Annotated in this window: 17 protein-coding genes; 6 read left to right on the top strand and 11 right to left on the bottom strand. The window is 39.0% G+C overall.

From position 1 onward, the window contains the following. Nucleotides 1–112: 112 nt before the first annotated feature. Nucleotides 113–763: a 3-isopropylmalate dehydratase small subunit gene (gene leuD, locus F948_RS01240; protein WP_004958794.1), complete on the bottom strand. Its 651-nt coding sequence runs from the start codon at nt 761–763 to the stop codon at nt 113–115. A gap of 12 nt (nt 764–775) precedes the next feature. Further along, entirely contained in the window at nt 776–2194 is a 1419-nt protein-coding gene (gene leuC, locus F948_RS01235; RefSeq protein ID WP_004957685.1) for a 3-isopropylmalate dehydratase large subunit, read from the bottom strand. Between the two features lie 319 nt (nt 2195–2513). On the opposite strand from leuC, the gene F948_RS01230 reads away from it, so the two are divergent. Continuing rightward, complete coding sequence (locus F948_RS01230; protein ID WP_017397277.1) at nt 2514–2720, top strand: DUF2061 domain-containing protein; 207 nt, start codon at nt 2514–2516, stop codon at nt 2718–2720. Between the two features lie 51 nt (nt 2721–2771). Continuing rightward, nucleotides 2772–3635: a LysR family transcriptional regulator gene (locus tag F948_RS01225; protein ID WP_004916621.1), complete on the top strand. Its 864-nt coding sequence runs from the start codon at nt 2772–2774 to the stop codon at nt 3633–3635. Nucleotides 3636–3637: 2 nt separating this feature from the next. Here F948_RS01225 and F948_RS01220 read toward each other — a convergent pair whose 3' ends face one another. The 5 genes from F948_RS01220 to F948_RS01200 form a co-directional block, all read right to left on the bottom strand. Beyond that, on the bottom strand, nt 3638–4393 hold the full coding sequence (locus F948_RS01220) for a glycine-rich domain-containing protein (protein ID WP_004958788.1): 756 nt from the start codon (nt 4391–4393) through the stop codon (nt 3638–3640). A gap of 74 nt (nt 4394–4467) precedes the next feature. Continuing rightward, nucleotides 4468–5214: a sporulation protein gene (locus F948_RS01215; RefSeq protein WP_004958784.1), complete on the bottom strand. Its 747-nt coding sequence runs from the start codon at nt 5212–5214 to the stop codon at nt 4468–4470. 53 nt (nt 5215–5267) lie between these two features. After that, nucleotides 5268–6704 carry a DUF2252 domain-containing protein gene (locus F948_RS01210; RefSeq protein WP_004958782.1) on the bottom strand — a complete coding sequence of 479 codons (1437 nt, stop codon included), beginning with the start codon at nt 6702–6704 and terminating at the stop codon, nt 5268–5270. 64 nt (nt 6705–6768) lie between these two features. After that, entirely contained in the window at nt 6769–7011 is a 243-nt protein-coding gene (locus tag F948_RS01205) for a hypothetical protein (RefSeq protein WP_004916632.1), read from the bottom strand. 66 nt (nt 7012–7077) lie between these two features. Next, nucleotides 7078–7737 carry an HAD family hydrolase gene (locus F948_RS01200; RefSeq protein WP_004958778.1) on the bottom strand — a complete coding sequence of 220 codons (660 nt, stop codon included), beginning with the start codon at nt 7735–7737 and terminating at the stop codon, nt 7078–7080. A 183-nt stretch (nt 7738–7920) separates the two neighbouring features. Between F948_RS01200 and F948_RS01195 the strand changes: the two genes are divergently transcribed. The 3 genes from F948_RS01195 to F948_RS01185 all read left to right on the top strand — a co-directional run bounded on the left by F948_RS01195 (nt 7921) and on the right by F948_RS01185 (nt 12759). Continuing rightward, the gene (locus F948_RS01195; protein WP_004876647.1) at nt 7921–8397 is read left to right on the top strand and encodes an RNA pyrophosphohydrolase; all 477 of its coding nucleotides are present in this window, start codon (nt 7921–7923) and stop codon (nt 8395–8397) included. Nucleotides 8398–8489: 92 nt separating this feature from the next. After that, nucleotides 8490–10784, top strand: a complete 2295-nt coding sequence (gene ptsP / locus F948_RS01190) for a phosphoenolpyruvate--protein phosphotransferase (protein ID WP_004916638.1) — start codon at nt 8490–8492, stop codon at nt 10782–10784. A 454-nt stretch (nt 10785–11238) separates the two neighbouring features. Beyond that, entirely contained in the window at nt 11239–12759 is a 1521-nt protein-coding gene (locus F948_RS01185) for a catalase (RefSeq protein WP_004958775.1), read from the top strand. 168 nt (nt 12760–12927) lie between these two features. Here F948_RS01185 and F948_RS01180 read toward each other — a convergent pair whose 3' ends face one another. Continuing rightward, a complete protein-coding gene (locus F948_RS01180) occupies nt 12928–13980 on the bottom strand; it encodes an MBL fold metallo-hydrolase (protein WP_004958772.1) in 1053 nt (350 codons plus the stop codon). A 268-nt stretch (nt 13981–14248) separates the two neighbouring features. Then, nucleotides 14249–14994, bottom strand: a protein-coding gene (locus F948_RS01175; protein ID WP_228128829.1) for an IS5 family transposase whose coding sequence is annotated in 2 segments (ribosomal slippage) — nt 14249–14310 and nt 14310–14994 — 747 coding nt in all. Because the reading frame shifts where the segments join, the coding sequence is not laid out codon by codon here. Nucleotides 14995–15225: 231 nt separating this feature from the next. On the opposite strand from F948_RS01175, the gene F948_RS01170 reads away from it, so the two are divergent. Beyond that, nucleotides 15226–16134 (top strand): LysR substrate-binding domain-containing protein, encoded by a 909-nt coding sequence (locus F948_RS01170; RefSeq protein WP_004958766.1) that lies wholly within the window; start codon nt 15226–15228, stop codon nt 16132–16134. Nucleotides 16135–16178: 44 nt separating this feature from the next. Here the strand turns inward: F948_RS01170 and F948_RS01165 are convergent, their stop codons facing one another. Together F948_RS01165 and F948_RS01160 are read right to left on the bottom strand one after the other, a co-directional pair. Next, nucleotides 16179–16790 carry a glutathione S-transferase family protein gene (locus F948_RS01165; protein WP_004958762.1) on the bottom strand — a complete coding sequence of 204 codons (612 nt, stop codon included), beginning with the start codon at nt 16788–16790 and terminating at the stop codon, nt 16179–16181. A gap of 51 nt (nt 16791–16841) precedes the next feature. Beyond that, nucleotides 16842–17540 carry a helix-turn-helix transcriptional regulator gene (locus F948_RS01160; RefSeq protein ID WP_004958760.1) on the bottom strand — a complete coding sequence of 233 codons (699 nt, stop codon included), beginning with the start codon at nt 17538–17540 and terminating at the stop codon, nt 16842–16844. Nucleotides 17541–17615 lie beyond the last annotated feature (75 nt).

Here is a 17615-nt window from a genome sequence, read left to right as displayed (position 1 = left end):
AAGCAAATTGTATTCGCTTGCATGTTAACAAGAGTTCAATCACCGCGCTATGGTTATGTTCAAAATGTCTCCAAGACATCGCTTCATATTTACATTTAAATAATATAAATAGCTAAGCTTGGATCTCTTGAAACACCCATGGGCGTTGTTGTTTTGCCTTTTCTTCGTAACGACGAATATCATCGGCAGCTTGTAATGTTAAGCCAATATCATCCAAACCATTTAATAAGCAGTGCTTACGGAATGGATCAATTTCAAACTTAAACGCCTCTCCATTCGGAGTACGTACTTCTTGTGCAGCTAAATCAATTGTAAGTTGATAAGCTTCTGTTTCAGCGCACTCTTTAAATAACTGATCAACAATCTCTTCAGACAAGATCACCGGCAACATGCCATTTTTGAAACAATTATTGAAGAAAATATCTGCAAAACTTGGCGCAATTACAGTACGGAAACCATATTCATTTAATGCCCAAGGCGCGTGTTCACGGCTAGAACCACAACCGAAATTAGTACGAGCCAATAGAATTGTTGAACCTTGATAGCGCGGTTTATTTAAAACAAAATCTGGATTCTTTGGACGTTTACTAATGTCCTGCCCCAAATAACCTTCGTCCAAATAACGCAACTCATCAAATAAGTTATCGCCAAAACCTGTGCGCTTAATTGACTTCAAAAACTGTTTTGGAATAATCAAATCCGTATCGACATTGGCACGATCTAAAGGTGCAACAATACCTTGTTCTACAGTGTATTTTTCCATGATTTAGCTCCTTTAGAATGAACGAACATCAACAAAATGACCTGCAATTGCTGCCGCTGCTGCCATTGCTGGACTAACCAAATGAGTACGCCCACCATTACCTTGACGACCTTCAAAATTACGATTTGAAGTCGATGCACAATGCTCACCTGGTTGCAATTTATCAGCATTCATCGCTAAACACATTGAGCAACCTGGTTCACGCCATTCAAAACCTGCTTCCAAGAAAATCTGATCTAAACCTTCTTGTTCTGCTTGTTGTTTGACTAAGCCAGATCCAGGAACAATCATCGCCTGTTTAATGCTAGCAGCAACTTTACGACCTTTGACAACTTCAGCAGCCGCACGAATATCTTCGATACGTGAGTTTGTACAAGAACCAATAAACACTCGATCTAATTGGATATCTGCCAATGCTTGACCTGCATTTAAGCCCATATATTGATATGCACGTGTCCAATCATTACGTTGCACGTCATCTTTAGCTTGCTCTAAAGTCGGTACTGCTTGTGATACAGGAATCACCATTTCTGGTGAAGTTCCCCAAGACACTTGCGGTTCAATTTCTGCACCGTTTAACTCAACAACAGCATCAAACACAGCATCTGCATCAGAATGTAAAGTATTCCAGTATGCAACTGCTTGATCCCATTGCTCTGCTTGAGGTGCGTAGTTACGACCTTTTACATATTCAATGGTTTTATCATCTACAGCAACCATACCAACGCGTGCACCAGCCTCAATCGCCATATTACAAACAGTCATACGACCTTCAATCGACATATCACGGAATACTTGACCGCCAAATTCGATTGCGTAACCTGTGCCACCTGCTGTACCGATTTTACCAATAATCGCTAAAACCACGTCTTTGGGAGTGACTCCTTTACCTAATACACCGTCAACACGAACAAGCATATTCTTCGATTTTTTCTGTACCAAGCATTGAGTCGCTAAAACATGTTCAACTTCAGATGTCCCGATACCATGTGCTAAACAACCAAATGCACCATGCGTAGCCGTGTGAGAATCACCACACACAACAGTCATACCAGGTAATGTTAAACCTTGTTCTGGACCAACAACATGTGCGATACCTTGACGGATATCATTAATACCAAATTCAACGATATTAAAGGTCTTACAGTTATCATCTAAGGTTTGAACTTGGATACGAGAAGTATCATCTTCAATCCCTGCAATGCCTTGTTCACGCTCTTTTTTAGAGGTCGGTACATTGTGGTCAGGTGTTGCGACATTGGCACTTAAACGCCATGGTTGACGTCCTGCAAGCTGTAAACCCTCAAATGCTTGTGGACTAGTCACTTCATGTAATAAATGACGATCAATATAAATTAAACACGATCCATCATCACGCTCAGTGACTAAATGATCATCCCATAATTTGTCATATAATGTTTTGCCTGCCATGTCTTCGCTCTCCGTGGTGCTTGCCATAAGACTGGGTATTTGTAATCTTAGCTTGATTATAACAACCGTTTCACATAAATCTAATTTATCATTTTTATAAATTAACAAACTTTTAGGAATAAAAAACTCTTTCAAATGATTCCGGATTTCAAATGATATATAAGCTTGAATTATATAAAAAACTAGAAACTAGCACTCAGATGAAGACTTATCGTTGATTCATTTATAAATCCAATAACGGCAAGCTAAAAATTCTTTTTTACAATACAAATGATAATGATTATTATTTAAATAATTAAGATTTAAAATGGTGACTCAGATGGCAAATATTCAAAAATTCGTGATAAATAACCAACGAACTTTAAAAAAAACCTTGAGTTACTACATCATGCACATCACTGTTGCTATGATGGTGGCATATCTAGTGACAGGCAATTTGATCATGGCAGCAACGCTCAGTTTGCTTGAGCCAACAGTGCAAGCCTTTGCATTTTTCTTCCATGAAAAAGTATGGAGTCGTTTCTAGAACCTATCCGTTGCAGATACAACGAATTTAAACGCCTTATGGAAAGCCAATATGAATCTTGCTGCTTTTGAAGCATTTGTGAAAGTGATGGAAACAGGTTCTATTTCAATCGCTGCAGAATTATTATTTATCACTCAACCTGCAGTCACTAAACGTATTCATAGTTTAGAAGATTATTTTGGCGTAAAATTATTTGAGTCAGCAGGTCGTGGTATTCAACCAACACATGCTGCACATTCATTACTTCCAAAAGTAAAGACATGGTTAAATGAATTAGGTGAGATTCACCACACACTTAGCCATGAACAGACTCAGGTGCAAGGTCGCCTTAAAATTGGCACTAGCCATCATATTGGTCTACATCATCTCGCCGAACCACTTAAGAAATTTGTTCAACTTTTTCCTCAAGTCACTTTAGATGTGCATTTTGTTGACTCTGAACAAGCACATGAACAAGTCCTTGCAGGAGAGTTAGAACTTGCCTTTTTAACGTTACCGCCAGCAGGTGATGATCGACTCAGCTACGTGACCATTTGGAATGACCCCTTAGTATTTGTGAGCGCACCTTTTCATCCTTTGGCAAAACAAACTCAACTTAATCTTGAAGATTTGATCGCCTATCCTAGTCTTTTGCCTGCTGCACAAACTTATACGAGTCAAATTACGTTGTCAGAGTTTGAAAAGAATGGTCTAAAACCAAAAATAACCATGAGTAACAATCCTTTAGAATCTATTAGGATGCTTGTGTCAATAGGTTTGGGTTGGTCGGTTTTGCCTAAAACATTTCTAAACGAAGATTTAAAACAACTCGATTTAAATTTAAAAATGAATCGTCAACTCGGCATGGTTTGGCATCCTGCGCGGATTCAATCTAGAGCTGCTGAAGAGCTGATTCAACTGATGAAAAATGATTAAATTTAATCCCCACCACAACTGCTACAACTACTTCCACAACTCGATGATGAGGACGACTGTTCTTGTAAATATTTTGCATAATCTTTAGTCATTTTATCCAAATCAAAGTGTTGTCCATGCTCCCAATTCAAAGCTTGGTCAATTACAAATAATCGAGGCATTTGCGTCGTGTTTCTAGGATTATATCCATGCAACATACAACTATATTTCCATGCTTCAAATAATTGCTTCGCTTGTTGCTCTGCTTGAGTCTCATCACCATAAGGATGATGATTCAACTCTCGACCAATAGTCTGAATGCATAATTTTCTGTATTGATCAGGATATTCCAACATCTCATGCCATAAGGCATCGACTGCGTTTGAAGGCATTGCATATGCTTGCTGTTGAATTGCGTGCAGGGCTAGATAATCTTTAAATCCTACCTCTATCAGACGACGTTGATTTAAACTAATATGCGGATAGCGTTGTTGTAACGATCGCATAAAAACAGGGTCAAGTTTTATCTCTTGAATCTTTTGTAGTTTTTGTCTTCTGCTTCGAATGATCAGTAAATGGTTAAAGACCAGCAGCATCCATATACTCGGCAAAATCACCCAAGCTGTAAACAGATGTTGTTGCCAACTAAACATTAGTAGAACAATCAAGATGGGCAATATAATCCATCGTATTTTTAAGTGTTGTTGTTGTCGATCTAGTTTCAGTAACGCATCAAGCTTAGGGGAAGTATTTTCTTCCTGATTTATTTTTATTTTCATAGTTTTATCTTAAGAAGAAAAGATGACAGTTATATGACAAAAAAAACCTCCCAAATGGGAGGCTTTTAACTTGATTATGCAATCTGTAATAAACGGCGAATTTGCTGTGTGATTTGATTCACATCAAGGTTTTGATTTGAAATCATCATCGTCAATAATTGATCTGAACGGAATGTACGATCAATTTCTAACATGATATGGGTTTGCTGTGCTTCAGCGACGAATGAAACTTCTACCTCATTAAAGCCACTAAACATATGTGAGGATACAAACTCTAACTCCTGATAGCAGCCAATTGTCGATCTAAAGTTTCGAGCTGTAAGCTGTCCTTTTTCGACATCAACTGTAGATAAAACAAAACCACACTGTTGCATCGCTTGCAAAAAGCTTTGCATTGCTGCTGTTGGCAGTACTTTTAGATAATCACGATCAGTAGCATCTAAGCCCCAATCAACATCCATATGAGTCTGAATCCAAACTCGCGCACCATTTCTACGACACGCAACTTCTGTAATTGGTGTTTCAAAAGGCAATTGGATACTAAATGGGAAAGAATGAGCCTGATGTGCAGGTAATAAGAATCTCGAATTCACTAACCATTCTTGTAAAACCAAAGGTTGATTAAACTCATGATCACCAGATTCTACTTCTGCCATCGTCATCAATTGTAAATAAAGACCATTAATTTCTTTATCAGAAGATCCCCCTTTGAAACTAATTTCCCCATGCAGTGTCTCACCTGCTTGCAAGTTTGGATTCTGTAAACGTGTTTCTACAGTCACGCCTTGAAGACCCAAACCAGACATAATTTTATTAAACATTTTTCTCTAACCTTTCGAATTATTTCATATCATCTGTAGCAGCATACTTATTGTTACAGCGCATCATCTCCAGCGAGCTGAATCTTACCATCAGCAACTTCATTCATAAATTGCTGATAGTCATTTAGATTGCGTTCTGCATAAGCTTCTGCATACGATTGCAATACCTCTACGATCGCACCACCCTCACCGAGATATCCCATCAATACATCAGCATTTCCAGCCTTAGCGTGAGCATGAGCTAAAGCCAAACCACAACTTTCAGCATATTCATAAAAATATTCATCATCCATATCACTCAGATCAACTGAAATTTTCATATCGCGTAATTGGCGTACATGGAAATGTTGATCAAGTGTTGAAGAGAAACCTAGGAAAATATCACTAGCGGCTTGCATGAGTTGCTGACCATGCACTACACGCTCACCCTCATGTATCACTTTGTCCAAAAATAACGGACTAAGAATAGAAGGATTGGCTTCTTTCATTTGTAAAATTAATGGTTCACGATCCGCATCCTGGAATAATGCGATAGCTGATCGTGTCCCAACACTTCCGACTCCGACTACCTTCAACGCTACATCAGTGCGTTGATAACGATCAAAGAGCACTTGGCGATCATATTTCAAAGATTCACGATATTGTTTGAAGAAGATATCTACATCTTTGCTAAATGGTTCATCTGAATTTGGATGCCATAATAATGGCGCATCATCCACGAAATGGCGGAATCCTGTATCTTCATCTTTTTGCGTGAGCTTAGGCAAAACAGAATATGCATTTCTTTTTTGTGCAGAATCAAGATGCTTCGCAAGCTTCTTTCTTAGCTTTCGACATTCAGTATTTTCTAACAAGGTACTGGCATCAACTTTTTCGTACCACACTTGTAATGGTGAAAGTTCCGTATTTTCCAGTAGATGCTGACGGTAGCTGTTCAGCATTGTTTTAATTGCTTTTAATCCTACATTATCTGCTAGATCAATATCACGTGCAGCAATCACAAAGCTAGTGGCTAAACGTTTTAAATCCCATTCAAATGGCGCAACCAAAGTCTCATCAAAATCATTAATACCAAATAATAAGTTACGTTCTGGACTAGCAAAGCCACCAAAATTACTCAAATGACAATCGCCACAAATCTGTTGGAATAGACCAGAGTTCGACTGCTCCCAAGCTTGATCAAATAGCATCAAGGAAGGCATACCACGATAAAAGGTAAATGGTGAAACGCTCATACGTTTTGCACGAATTGGTTTAAGCAATTCTAAACGTCCTTGATTGCTCCAATCATAAATATTTAAAGCCGTTAGACCTTTAGGGCGTTGCGATAGTTGTGACAACTGTTCACGTGAAACTTTTTGACGTTGCGCTTTTCCTAATTTAAAACCTTCTTTTTTTGTCAGTAACTTACCTTTATAACTATGCCGAGTAAGATCAATGCAGTCTTCTGTCCAAAGTTGTTTTGGCAGTTTAATTTGTTGTTTTTTCATAACACCCCCGACATAAATTCAGTAGTGTTATAACAATAAATTGAATGGATCAGATAAATATTTTTTATTTTTTCACAAATTTCCTAACAACATAATAAAGCAGCATCACAAAGGGTAAAACCAAAAATAATGCGCCAAATCCAAACGTTATGCAGGCAAAAATAATGCCGCCTATTGCACCCCCAAATAAAAGGATAATCAAGTAGAATAACAATTCACTAATCAAGGCATCAAAACCTTGGCTAAGGAACTGTTCACCCCAATCTGAGCGGCGATATCGTCTACGCTCTGAATTCTTATTATTCACGATATTTCCGATTCACATAATACCTATTCTTCTAACATAATAAGTACTATGTGAGCAAAGTAAAGATTATACGGATACGATCGACCAGTCTTGAATATCCCAATCTTGATCTTGCGCCAATTTTTCTAAACGATCATCAGGATTCACTGCAATTGCATGGGTTGCATATTCAAGCAAAAAACGATCATTAATCGAATCTGAATACGCCCAAGACTCATCAACTGCTCTTCCCTCTAACCATTGATCTAAACGAGCAAGCTTACCTTTCTGATAACAAGGTAAACCTGTCACCTTACCCGTATACTTCCCATCAAGAACTTCGGCATTGGTGGCAATAATTTCAGTAATACCAAATTCACGAAAAATCGGAGCCGTAATAAAATCACTGGTTGCAGTAATCCCAACAATCGCATGACCTAAATCTTGATGCTTTTTAATTGCATCAAAACCTTTCGGACGCATTTGGGGACGAATCACTTTTTGCATAAACAACTGGTGTAGTTCAGTTAAATAAGTATTGTCATGCTTGGTCAAAAATTCAAAGACAAATTCGTTATAAGCAATCGGATCAAGTTGTCCTGCCTTATAGTCCTCGTAGAATTTATCATTCATTTGACGATGATGAACTGGATCAACCAAACCTTCATTCACTAAAAACTCACCCCATGAGTGGTCAGAATCGGTATTTAACAGGGTGTGATCTAAATCAAACAAAGCCAATTTCATATAAATGCTCATTTAAATGCAAATTAAAGAAAAAAAACGTAAATCTATTTCCGTAAGTGACTAAAAATTCGTTAAGATCATAGCAATTTTAAACATTTTACTTTGACCTTTTTCGAGTTGGACGTGAAGAGTGACTGTCCCCGAGATCAAAGTCAACGATATAGAGAAAATTTAGGTAGCCAAATGATCGATTCAGAAGGTTTCCGACCCAACGTCGGGATCATTTTGGCAAACGATGACGGACAAGTTTTATGGGCAAAACGCATTGGTCACAATGCTTGGCAATTTCCACAAGGAGGGATCCAGTTTGGAGAAACCCCTGAACAGGCACTTTATCGTGAACTGAGAGAAGAAGTCGGCTTATTGCCCGAACACGTCCAGATTATAGCGCAAACTAAAGGTTGGCTGCGTTATCGTTTGCCACATCGGTACATTCGGTCAGATTCAGATCCCGTATGTATTGGACAAAAACAAAAGTGGTTTTTACTGAAGTTAACGGCATCGCCGCATCATATTCAGTTAAACTTATCCGACCCACCCGAATTTGATGAATGGCAATGGGTGAGTTATTGGTATCCATTAGGTCAAGTGGTGAATTTCAAACGTGATGTTTACCGTAAAGCCATGATGGAGTTGTGTTTACAACTTCCACAACGCTAAACATCAATAAATCATCACTTTAAGCAATGATTTTTGACTAGAGAGCTGTTATAACTAGGTTCATAACGATTTATAAATTGGAGTAAACATCCATGTCAAACATGCAACTCGACACGCTTAGACGCATTGTGCAAGAAATCAATGCGTCCGTCAGTTTGCATGACTCCTTGGACATTATGGTCAACCATGTGGCTGAGGCGATGCATGTAGATGTTTGCTCAATTTACCTATTGGATGAACGTAATAAACGCTATGTGTTGATGGCTTCAAAAGGTCTAAAACCTGAAGCAGTTGGACATGTCTCATTAAATATTGGTGAGGGTCTAGTCGGCTTAGTTGGACAACGCGAAGAAATCGTTAACCTTGACAATGCTCCTAAGCATGACCGATTTGCTTATTTACCTGAAACAGGTGAAGAGCTATTTAACTCATTCCTTGGCGTACCAGTCATGTATCGCCGTAAGGTTATGGGCGTTTTAGTTGTTCAAAATAAAGAACCCCAAGACTTTAGTGAAGCAGCTGAATCATTCCTCGTGACGCTTTGTGCTCAGCTTTCTGGCGTAATTGCACATGCACACGCCGTTGGCAATATTGATGTTTTCCGTAAGCCTACCAGTGGCTCAACATATAAAACGTTCCAAGGTGTTTCAGGTGCAGGCGGTGTCGCGCTAGGTCGTGCAATTGTGCTCTACCCTCCTGCTGATCTTACGGTAATTCCAGATCGAGAAGCAGAAGATATTAGTGAGGAGCTTGAACTTCTTGATCAAGCGATTGCCTCTGTACGTAAGGAAATTCAATCCTTAGATGAAAAAATGCAAGACTCACTCATGTCTGAAGAACGTGCTTTATTTAGTGTGTTCTTGAGAATGTTGGATGAAAATGCATTACCAAGTGAAATTAAAGACCACATTCGAGCAGGAAGTTGGGCACAAGGTGCTGTGCGTAAAGTCATTGATAAACATATTGCGTTGTTTGCGCAAATGGAAGATGACTATCTGCGTGAACGTGTTTCAGATTTAAAAGACTTAGGTCGTCGAATTTTGGCATGTTTGCAAGAAGCCGATTCGAGTCATCGAGAGCTGAGCCCTGACAGCATCCTGATTGGTGAAGAAATCAGTACGGCTGCTCTGGTTGAATTACCTGTTGATAATATTGCGGCAATCGTTACTTCTGAAGGTGCTGCCAATTCACATATGGTGATCGTGGCTCGTGCGCTTGGTATTCCAACAGTTGTTGGCGTCACTGAATTACCAATCACCACACTTGATGACATTGAAATGATCGTCGATGCTTATCAAGGTCGAGTCTTCGTTAATCCGCCACGTCGATTGCGCCAACGATATAAAGAAGTCCAAAAAGAAGAAGAACAAATTGCGAAAGACTTAAAGCAATATGAAACCAAGGATGCAATTACCCCTGATGGTGTATCAATTCCTCTATTCGTCAACACAGGTTTGATGATTGATGTTGTCCGTGGTGTGCAACGTGGTGCAAAAGGTGTCGGACTATACCGTAGTGAAATTCCTTTTATGCTTCGTGAGCGCTTTCCAGGTGAAGAAGAACAACGTGCTATCTATCGTCAACAGCTAAGCCACTTTGCAAATAAGCCAGTGATTATGCGTACCCTCGATATTGGTGCGGATAAAGACTTGCCTTATTTCAGCATTGAAGAAGAAAACTCTGCTTTAGGTTGGCGTGGTTTGCGTTTTACCTTAGACCATCCTGAGATTTTCTCTGCACAGATTCGCGCTATGTTAAAAGCGAGTATTGGTCTAAATAACTTACATATTTTATTGCCAATGGTGACAAGTGTCAGTGAAGTTGAGGAAGTTCTTTATTTATTGGAACGTGATTGGATTGCGGTTCAAGAAGAAGAACAAGTTAAAATCACTCGACCAAAAATCGGGATTATGGTCGAAGTACCAAGCGTCCTCTTTCAAATCAGTGAATTTGCCGAGCTAGTTGATTTCTTCTCTGTCGGTTCTAACGATTTGACCCAGTACTTACTTGCAGTCGATCGAAACAACCCTCATGTTGCAAACGTTTATTCGCATTTTCATCCATCAGTTTTGCGTGCATTAAGTCGTTTAGTTGAAGACTGCCACATCCATCAAAAACCCGTCAGTGTGTGCGGTGAAATGGCAGGTGATCCTTTATCTGCGATTTTATTGATGGCGATGGGCTTTAATACGCTTTCAATGAGTTCAAGCAACATCCTGCGGGTGAGAAAGGCAATTTGCCATGTCCCAATGGCAGATGCAAAACAGCTGCTGGACAATGTCCTACAAATGAATAACCCATTAGTCATTAAAAGCTGGCTTGAGCACTACTTTAAAACCCACGGCTTGGCCGATATGGTAAAATCCAATCGTTTGGTCAGTGCCTAGAAAATAACTAGGGCATCCTTTCAAGCATGCCTTTACATAACTGCAACAGGTGAAAAACCTCCTGTTTTTATATATGAGCATACAAGCTGAATTTGGGAGTTGATTATACAATTACCCTTAACGAACTATTCAATTCCCTTTAATTGGTTATTTTAATGGGACTTTTTCAAATTTTAACAATTTATTGCTCAACAATTCTCATTGCCACATTTAAGATTTAAACAGCTTCAATCGGATAAAGCATTTATGACATCAACTTTAATCCATTGGAAAAAAAACTTTCATCAATCTAGAGTAAAAATACAACGGATGTAAACCACATCATTACAAATCAATTTAGGCATCTTCATTTTTGATACCCATTTTGTAGCCGATACGGTTAAACATTCATATCTTTGAACGGTCAAACAGTTCAGATGACCCAGCTCACAGGTCATCTTGATGGAGATAGAACATGAGCCAAGACGATAAAAAATGTCCTTATAGCCACTTAACCACTGATTTTGGTGCACCCGTGGTGGATAATCAAAATAGTATGACAGCAGGTGCTCGGGGTCCTTTATTAGCCCAAGATTTATGGCTAAATGAAAAACTTGCCAACTTTGTCCGTGAAGTGATTCCTGAACGTCGTATGCACGCTAAAGGTTCTGGTGCATTCGGTACATTTACAGTTACCCATGATATTACTCAATATACTCGCGCTAAAATCTTTAGCGAAATCGGCAAAAAAACAGAAATGTTTGCTCGTTTTACCACGGTTGCAGGTGAACGTGGCGCAGCGGATGCTGAACGAGATATTCGTGGTTTTGCCTTAAAATTTTATACTGAAGAAGGTAACTGGGATATGGTAGGTAATAATACCCCTGTATTCTTCTTACGTGATCCACGCAAATTCCCAGATCTCAACAAAGCAGTAAAACGCGACCCAAAAACCAATCTACGTAGTGCTACCAATAATTGGGATTTCTGGACTTTATTGCCAGAAGCCCTGCATCAAGTCACGATTGTAATGTCAGATCGCGGTATCCCTGCTAGCTACCGACATATGCATGGTTTTAGTAGTCATACCTATAGCTTCATTAATGCAGCCAATGAACGTTTCTGGGTGAAATTCCACTTTAGAACGCAACAAGGAATTAAAAACCTAACTGATGCAGAAGCTGGTGAATTGGTGGGTCAAGACCGTGAAAGCCATCAACGTGATTTATTCGATGCCATCGAACGTCAAGACTATCCAAAATGGACGCTTTTCGTACAAATCATGCCAGAACAAGATGCTGAGAAAGTTCCATATCATCCATTCGATTTAACTAAAGTTTGGCCTCATGGCGACTATCCACTGATTGAAGTTGGTGAGTTTGAACTCAATCGCAACTCTGAAAACTTCTTCCTAGATGTTGAACAATCTGCTTTTGCACCAAGTAACTTAGTACCAGGTATTAGCGTTTCACCTGACCGTATGTTGCAAGCACGCCTATTTAACTATGCGGATGCGCAACGTTACCGTTTAGGCGTGAACTATCAACAAATTCCAGTGAATGCTGCTCGCTGCCCTGTTCACAGTAATCACCGTGATGGTCAAGGTCGCATTGATGCCAACTATGGTGGTTTACCACATTATGAACCTAACAGCTTCGGTCAATGGCAAGAACAGCCGCAATACAAAGAACCACCATTGAAAATCAATGGCGATGCAGACTTCTGGGATTATCGTGAAGATGATAATGACTACTTCAGTCAACCTCGTGCCTTGTTCGAGTTAATGACACCTGAACAGCAAGATGCCTTATTTGGCAATACAGCACGCGCGATGGGTGATGCGTTGGACTTTATCAAGTATCGTCATATCCGAAACTGCTATGCTTGCCACCCTGCTTATGGCGAAGGTGTTGCAAAAGCACTTGGTATGACTGTTGCTGATGCGCAAGCTGCCCGTGAAACTGACCCTGCTCGTCATTTACCAAGCTTTATTTAATTCCTGAGAACCTTCTAAAAAGCCATCTTCGGATGGCTTTTTAGATTAAATTAGGCGACAATTTAGTCAAGCCATGACATGAATAAGCGTTTAATCCTGTGATGATGAATGTTGGGCTTGTCAGCCTTTCCGTCATTGCCTTATGCTTTATCAGGACACTACAGCAAGCTAGGCCCGAATAAAGTGCCCTTCACGAATACAATAAAATGGATTGACTAATTTAGATGAAGATTTCATTGCTTGTTGTAACTCATGTTCAGGAGCATTGCGATCTTCATCAGTAAGTTGGAAAGTTCGAAAATGAATGGCCAATGAACGATGCGCATGCAAATCTAAATGCGCGTGAAAAGCATCTTGTGGATTCATATGCACATATCGCATTAACTTTCGTGGCTCATAAGCCCCTATTGGTAATAGCGCTACACGGGCATCGCCATAACGCTCATGAATCTTTTTAAAATGTGGGGAATATCCCGTATCACCAGCAAAGAAACAATGTCCTGTTTTTGCCAATAATGAAAAGCCACCCCATAAGGCCCGATTTTGATCACGCACGCCACGACCAGAGGCATGCTGTGCAGGTGTATAAGCAATTTTTAATTCATCATGAAACGGAATTTCTTGCCACCAATCCATCTCAATAACATGAAAGTGTTTAGGCAAATAATATCCATTACCAAGCCCAGTATAGATCGGCATCGCAAATTTTTGATGTAACCACTCTAAACTGGCTAAATCCATATGGTCATAATGGTTATGACTTAACAACACACCATGAATCCAAGGCAAGTGTTCCAAAGCAATACCTGCAGGGCAAACACGTTGCGGACCATGCCCCTGCTGAGGACTCACATACTCACACCAAACGGGATCCGTCAGGAAATTGTAACGACCGATTTGGATCAATACCGTTGCATGCCCTACGAACCAAATTTTCCAGTCATTTAAATCAGCATGTGGTCGATTCTGAGGCAACTCAAGCATCTGATTTCGTAGATTTTGCTCGTGATATCGATCAACGTTCCACGTATATGACTTCCGTGTTGCAAGCCATTTAAACAAACGTGTTCGATCAAATGGTGGATCACGTTTTTCAATATTATAAAAACGATCAAAACCACAATGGTCAGAAGCCTCATGAGGAAATGGTGGTTTCCCAAAAGTATGGCTCAAGCAAGATTGGGTCGGCAATTGGTAAGTTAATGTCGGCTTATCTTTCATGTACTTCTTCTATAGTGGAATTTAATCATCTCAAGCAGCGATGGTGATCTATTCATCAGATAAATAGTTTTCTACTTTAACGTTTTCCATCTCACGTGAATGTATCAATTTTGAGAAGTTTGAATGCATTTCAATTCATGCATTTTAGTCCTCGTAGAACCCATTTAGTTATGATGATTTTCACCTAATGAGTCAACATAAATTTATATAAAGGTTCAATTTTTTATCATGATCAGGGTCTGTTGACATTTACTGTTCATAATTAAACCTATAAAGGTAGCCATAAAAATATACAGGCTAAGGCAACAGCACTTTGATAATTTCTTTTAGCTTGTCATATCGAGTAGCTATCCCTCTAAATTGTTTTAATCTACAAAACATATTTTCAACTAAATGCCTGATTTTATATAAATACCAGTCCATATGATCATTGTTCGATTGGCTATTTATTTTCTTTGGTATATTCGCTTTTGTTCCTGTTTTTCTGATCTGCTCACGCAGTGGTTCTGAATCATAGCCTTTATCTGCGCATACCACTTCTGTCTCTTTTAAATCTAATGTTGCTATTAAATCAGGTGCAACTTTGATGTCATGTGTAGTGCCATCGGTAATCATGAAATCAATAGGATTGCCATGTGAATCAACAATCAAATGTATTTTTGAGGAGTTTCCTCCTACACTTTTAGAAATGGATTGATTCGCTATACCGGCAGAATGTTGATGAGCACGTACGTGAGAGCCATCAATAAAAATCCACTCCATATCGGGGCATGATGCTAATAATTTGAATAATCTAAGCAACTTACCGCTGCTTGACCAACGATTAAAACGTTTGAAAATAGAGTTTGATTGACCGAAATAGGAAGGAATATCTCGCCACGGACAGCCTGTTCTAATTCTATAGAGAATAGCTTCAATAAAATTACGTAAATTTGAGTTGTGATGAATAGATAAATTACGCAAAATAGTTTTCAACTTTTGCCAGTGTTGATCTGTCAGCATGGTACGAGGCATAGCGAATAGTAAAATTAGGTTTGGCGATTTGATTTTACTACTTCGCTATTTTTTTAAGCTAAAAGTGTCAACACACCCCAGATTAAGTCACAATTTTAGGTTTTTAATACATTTTTTCTATCTCAAAACTGAGCATATCGGTCATAAAAACAGCTATGATATAGTCTTACGCCAGTTTCACCCATTATCAATCTTTCTAAAACTAGAATAAGGCACACTTGGATTCGTCTTATGGAATTACGACATTTACGTTACTTCATCACCGTTGCCGAAGAGCTAAGTTTTAGTAAAGCAGCAATTAAGCTTCATACAGCACAGCCCTCTTTAAGTCAACAAATCAAAGACTTAGAGGATGAGATTGGTGTTCAATTATTTCATAGAACCAAACGAAAAGTAGAGTTGACAGATGAAGGTCACGCTTTTCTAGAGCAGGCACGTTTAACGATCACTCAAGCAGATAAAGCAGTGACAATGGCGCGACAAGTTGCTGCTGCAAAAGTTCAATGTCTTAGAATTGGATTCGTTCCTTCAGCAGAAATCCGTATTTTTCCTTATATTTTGCCACGTTTACGCGTGAAAATTCCAAAACTACAAATTTGTACACTCAATCTAAAAGAAACTGACCAAATCACTGAATTAAAAAAAGGTGATTTAGACATTATTTTTATTAATCAAGATTTTCAAAATGATACTTTTGCCAGTCAGTTAGTTTTGAAAGAGCCTCTTGTATTTATGCTCCCGAAACAACATCCTTTTGCTAAATTTGAAGAAATTAAACTTGAGCAATTAAAAGAGTTAGAGTTAACCATCCTTTCTAATAAATTGTCACAGCCCTTATCGAAAACGATTTTGCAATATATTGAATTTAATAAAATTCAGTTCAAAACCATCCATGAAACCAATCATATAGTGGATTGCATTCAAGCGGTAAACTCGGGTGTGAGCTGTGCAATTCTGCCATCCTACATGGAAGCCCTAGCGACTGATCAAGTCATTGTAAAACCCTTAGCCAAGCCATTGCCCAGTTTGGATGTATTTATGGCGTTTAATAAAAATCCCCCCAATCAAGCGACCGAACAATTTTTGGAAGAGATTAGGCAAGTATTTGCACTTGATCAATTTGCACTTTATGCAAGCTGAAAAAATAAAAAAAGCCGAGTTGTCGGCTTTTTTGATGTTTGGGCTTAAGCATTACTAAAGAATTCAGCAAACTTCTGATAACTTGGGCGCTGACTAACATTCTGTAAATATCGTTCAATAGCAGGATGCGACTGTACTTCACCCATTTTCAACTGCCAAAATAACATTGCTGCAACTAACACATCAGCAGCGGTGAATTGTTCTCCACATAAAAAAGGAGCTGCTTCATTCAATCCAACCACAAAGGCATGATAAGCATCTTGGTAGTCACCATAACCAATCGAAGATTTCTGCTCAGGTGTAACCTCATTTATACCCAACATTCGATCTGTCGCTGCCGCTTCCCATGGCCCTGAGATAAAGAACAACCAACGATAATATAAACCTCGTTTGGGATCGTTGAGTGCAGGTGCTAGTCCTTTATCTATAAATTTATCAGCTAAATAAGCACATATTGCACCCAATTCATAAATAACAATGTCACCATCAACCAAAACAGGTACTTTACCAAAAGGATTCATCTGCAAATATTCTGGTGTTTTCATTTCAGTTTTAAATGCAACCTCAATACGCTCGCATTCAATTCCGAGTTCTAGTAGTAGCCAATCCACGACCACACCGCGTGAAAAACTATTGGTATAAAGTTTAAGTGCCATTTTTGTATTTCCTTGTTTATTGGTTTTATTTAAATTTAATCGCTTTGATTGTCAGTTTTTGTCAGTAGTCGATTCACACACTTCTTGAACCCACCATTGTTGAAATAATTGCTGTTTGAATTGTGGATAATGGACTTGGGTCAAACTTAACTCACGTATTCTATCGATACGAAAGTGTCTAAATCCTTCGCGTAACTCACACCATGCTGCTAACACAATACGATCATTAAAATATCCTAAAGCAAAAGGCCAAAGCATTCTTGTACTTATTCGTTGTTGCTCATCTGCATAATCCACGAGGATTTTTACTTGTTGGCGGATAGCTAAACGCACTTGCTCAACGAGCATTTCATCGACAGGCAACCATGTATTAATCGACCTCAAGGTCGTCTGCTGTAGCAAATGCTGACAGTGCTGAGGTAAAACTGCATTCAGTTTAGCTAACACGGAGGTTGATGCCGCTTTCAGTGCTTGATCAGGAATGTCTTTTAACCAATTCAACGCAAGAAAAATTGCTTCAATTTCAGTTTCATTTAAAGTCATTGGCGGCAAAAGAAAATCTTCTTTTAGCTGGAATCCCAGTCCTGCCGAAGCATCAATACTGACGCCTTGCTCACGTAGTGTTTCAATATCTCGATATAAAGTGCGTTGGCTAACTTCAAGACGTTCGGCTAGCGCCTGTGCAGTAACAGGATAACGGTATTCTCTAAGCAGTTGTAATAAATGAAGTAAACGAATGGAACGACTCATACTTTCCCTATTTTTATTATTTAAGATAGGGATTGATCAATCCCTATCTATGTCGTCTCAAATGATTTTTGTTGT

The organism is Acinetobacter junii CIP 64.5 (genome assembly GCF_000368765.1).
Lineage (GTDB): Bacteria > Pseudomonadota > Gammaproteobacteria > Pseudomonadales > Moraxellaceae > Acinetobacter > Acinetobacter junii.
Note: the sequence above shows the minus strand (reverse complement) of the source record. Positions and strands in the feature narration are given on the sequence as shown.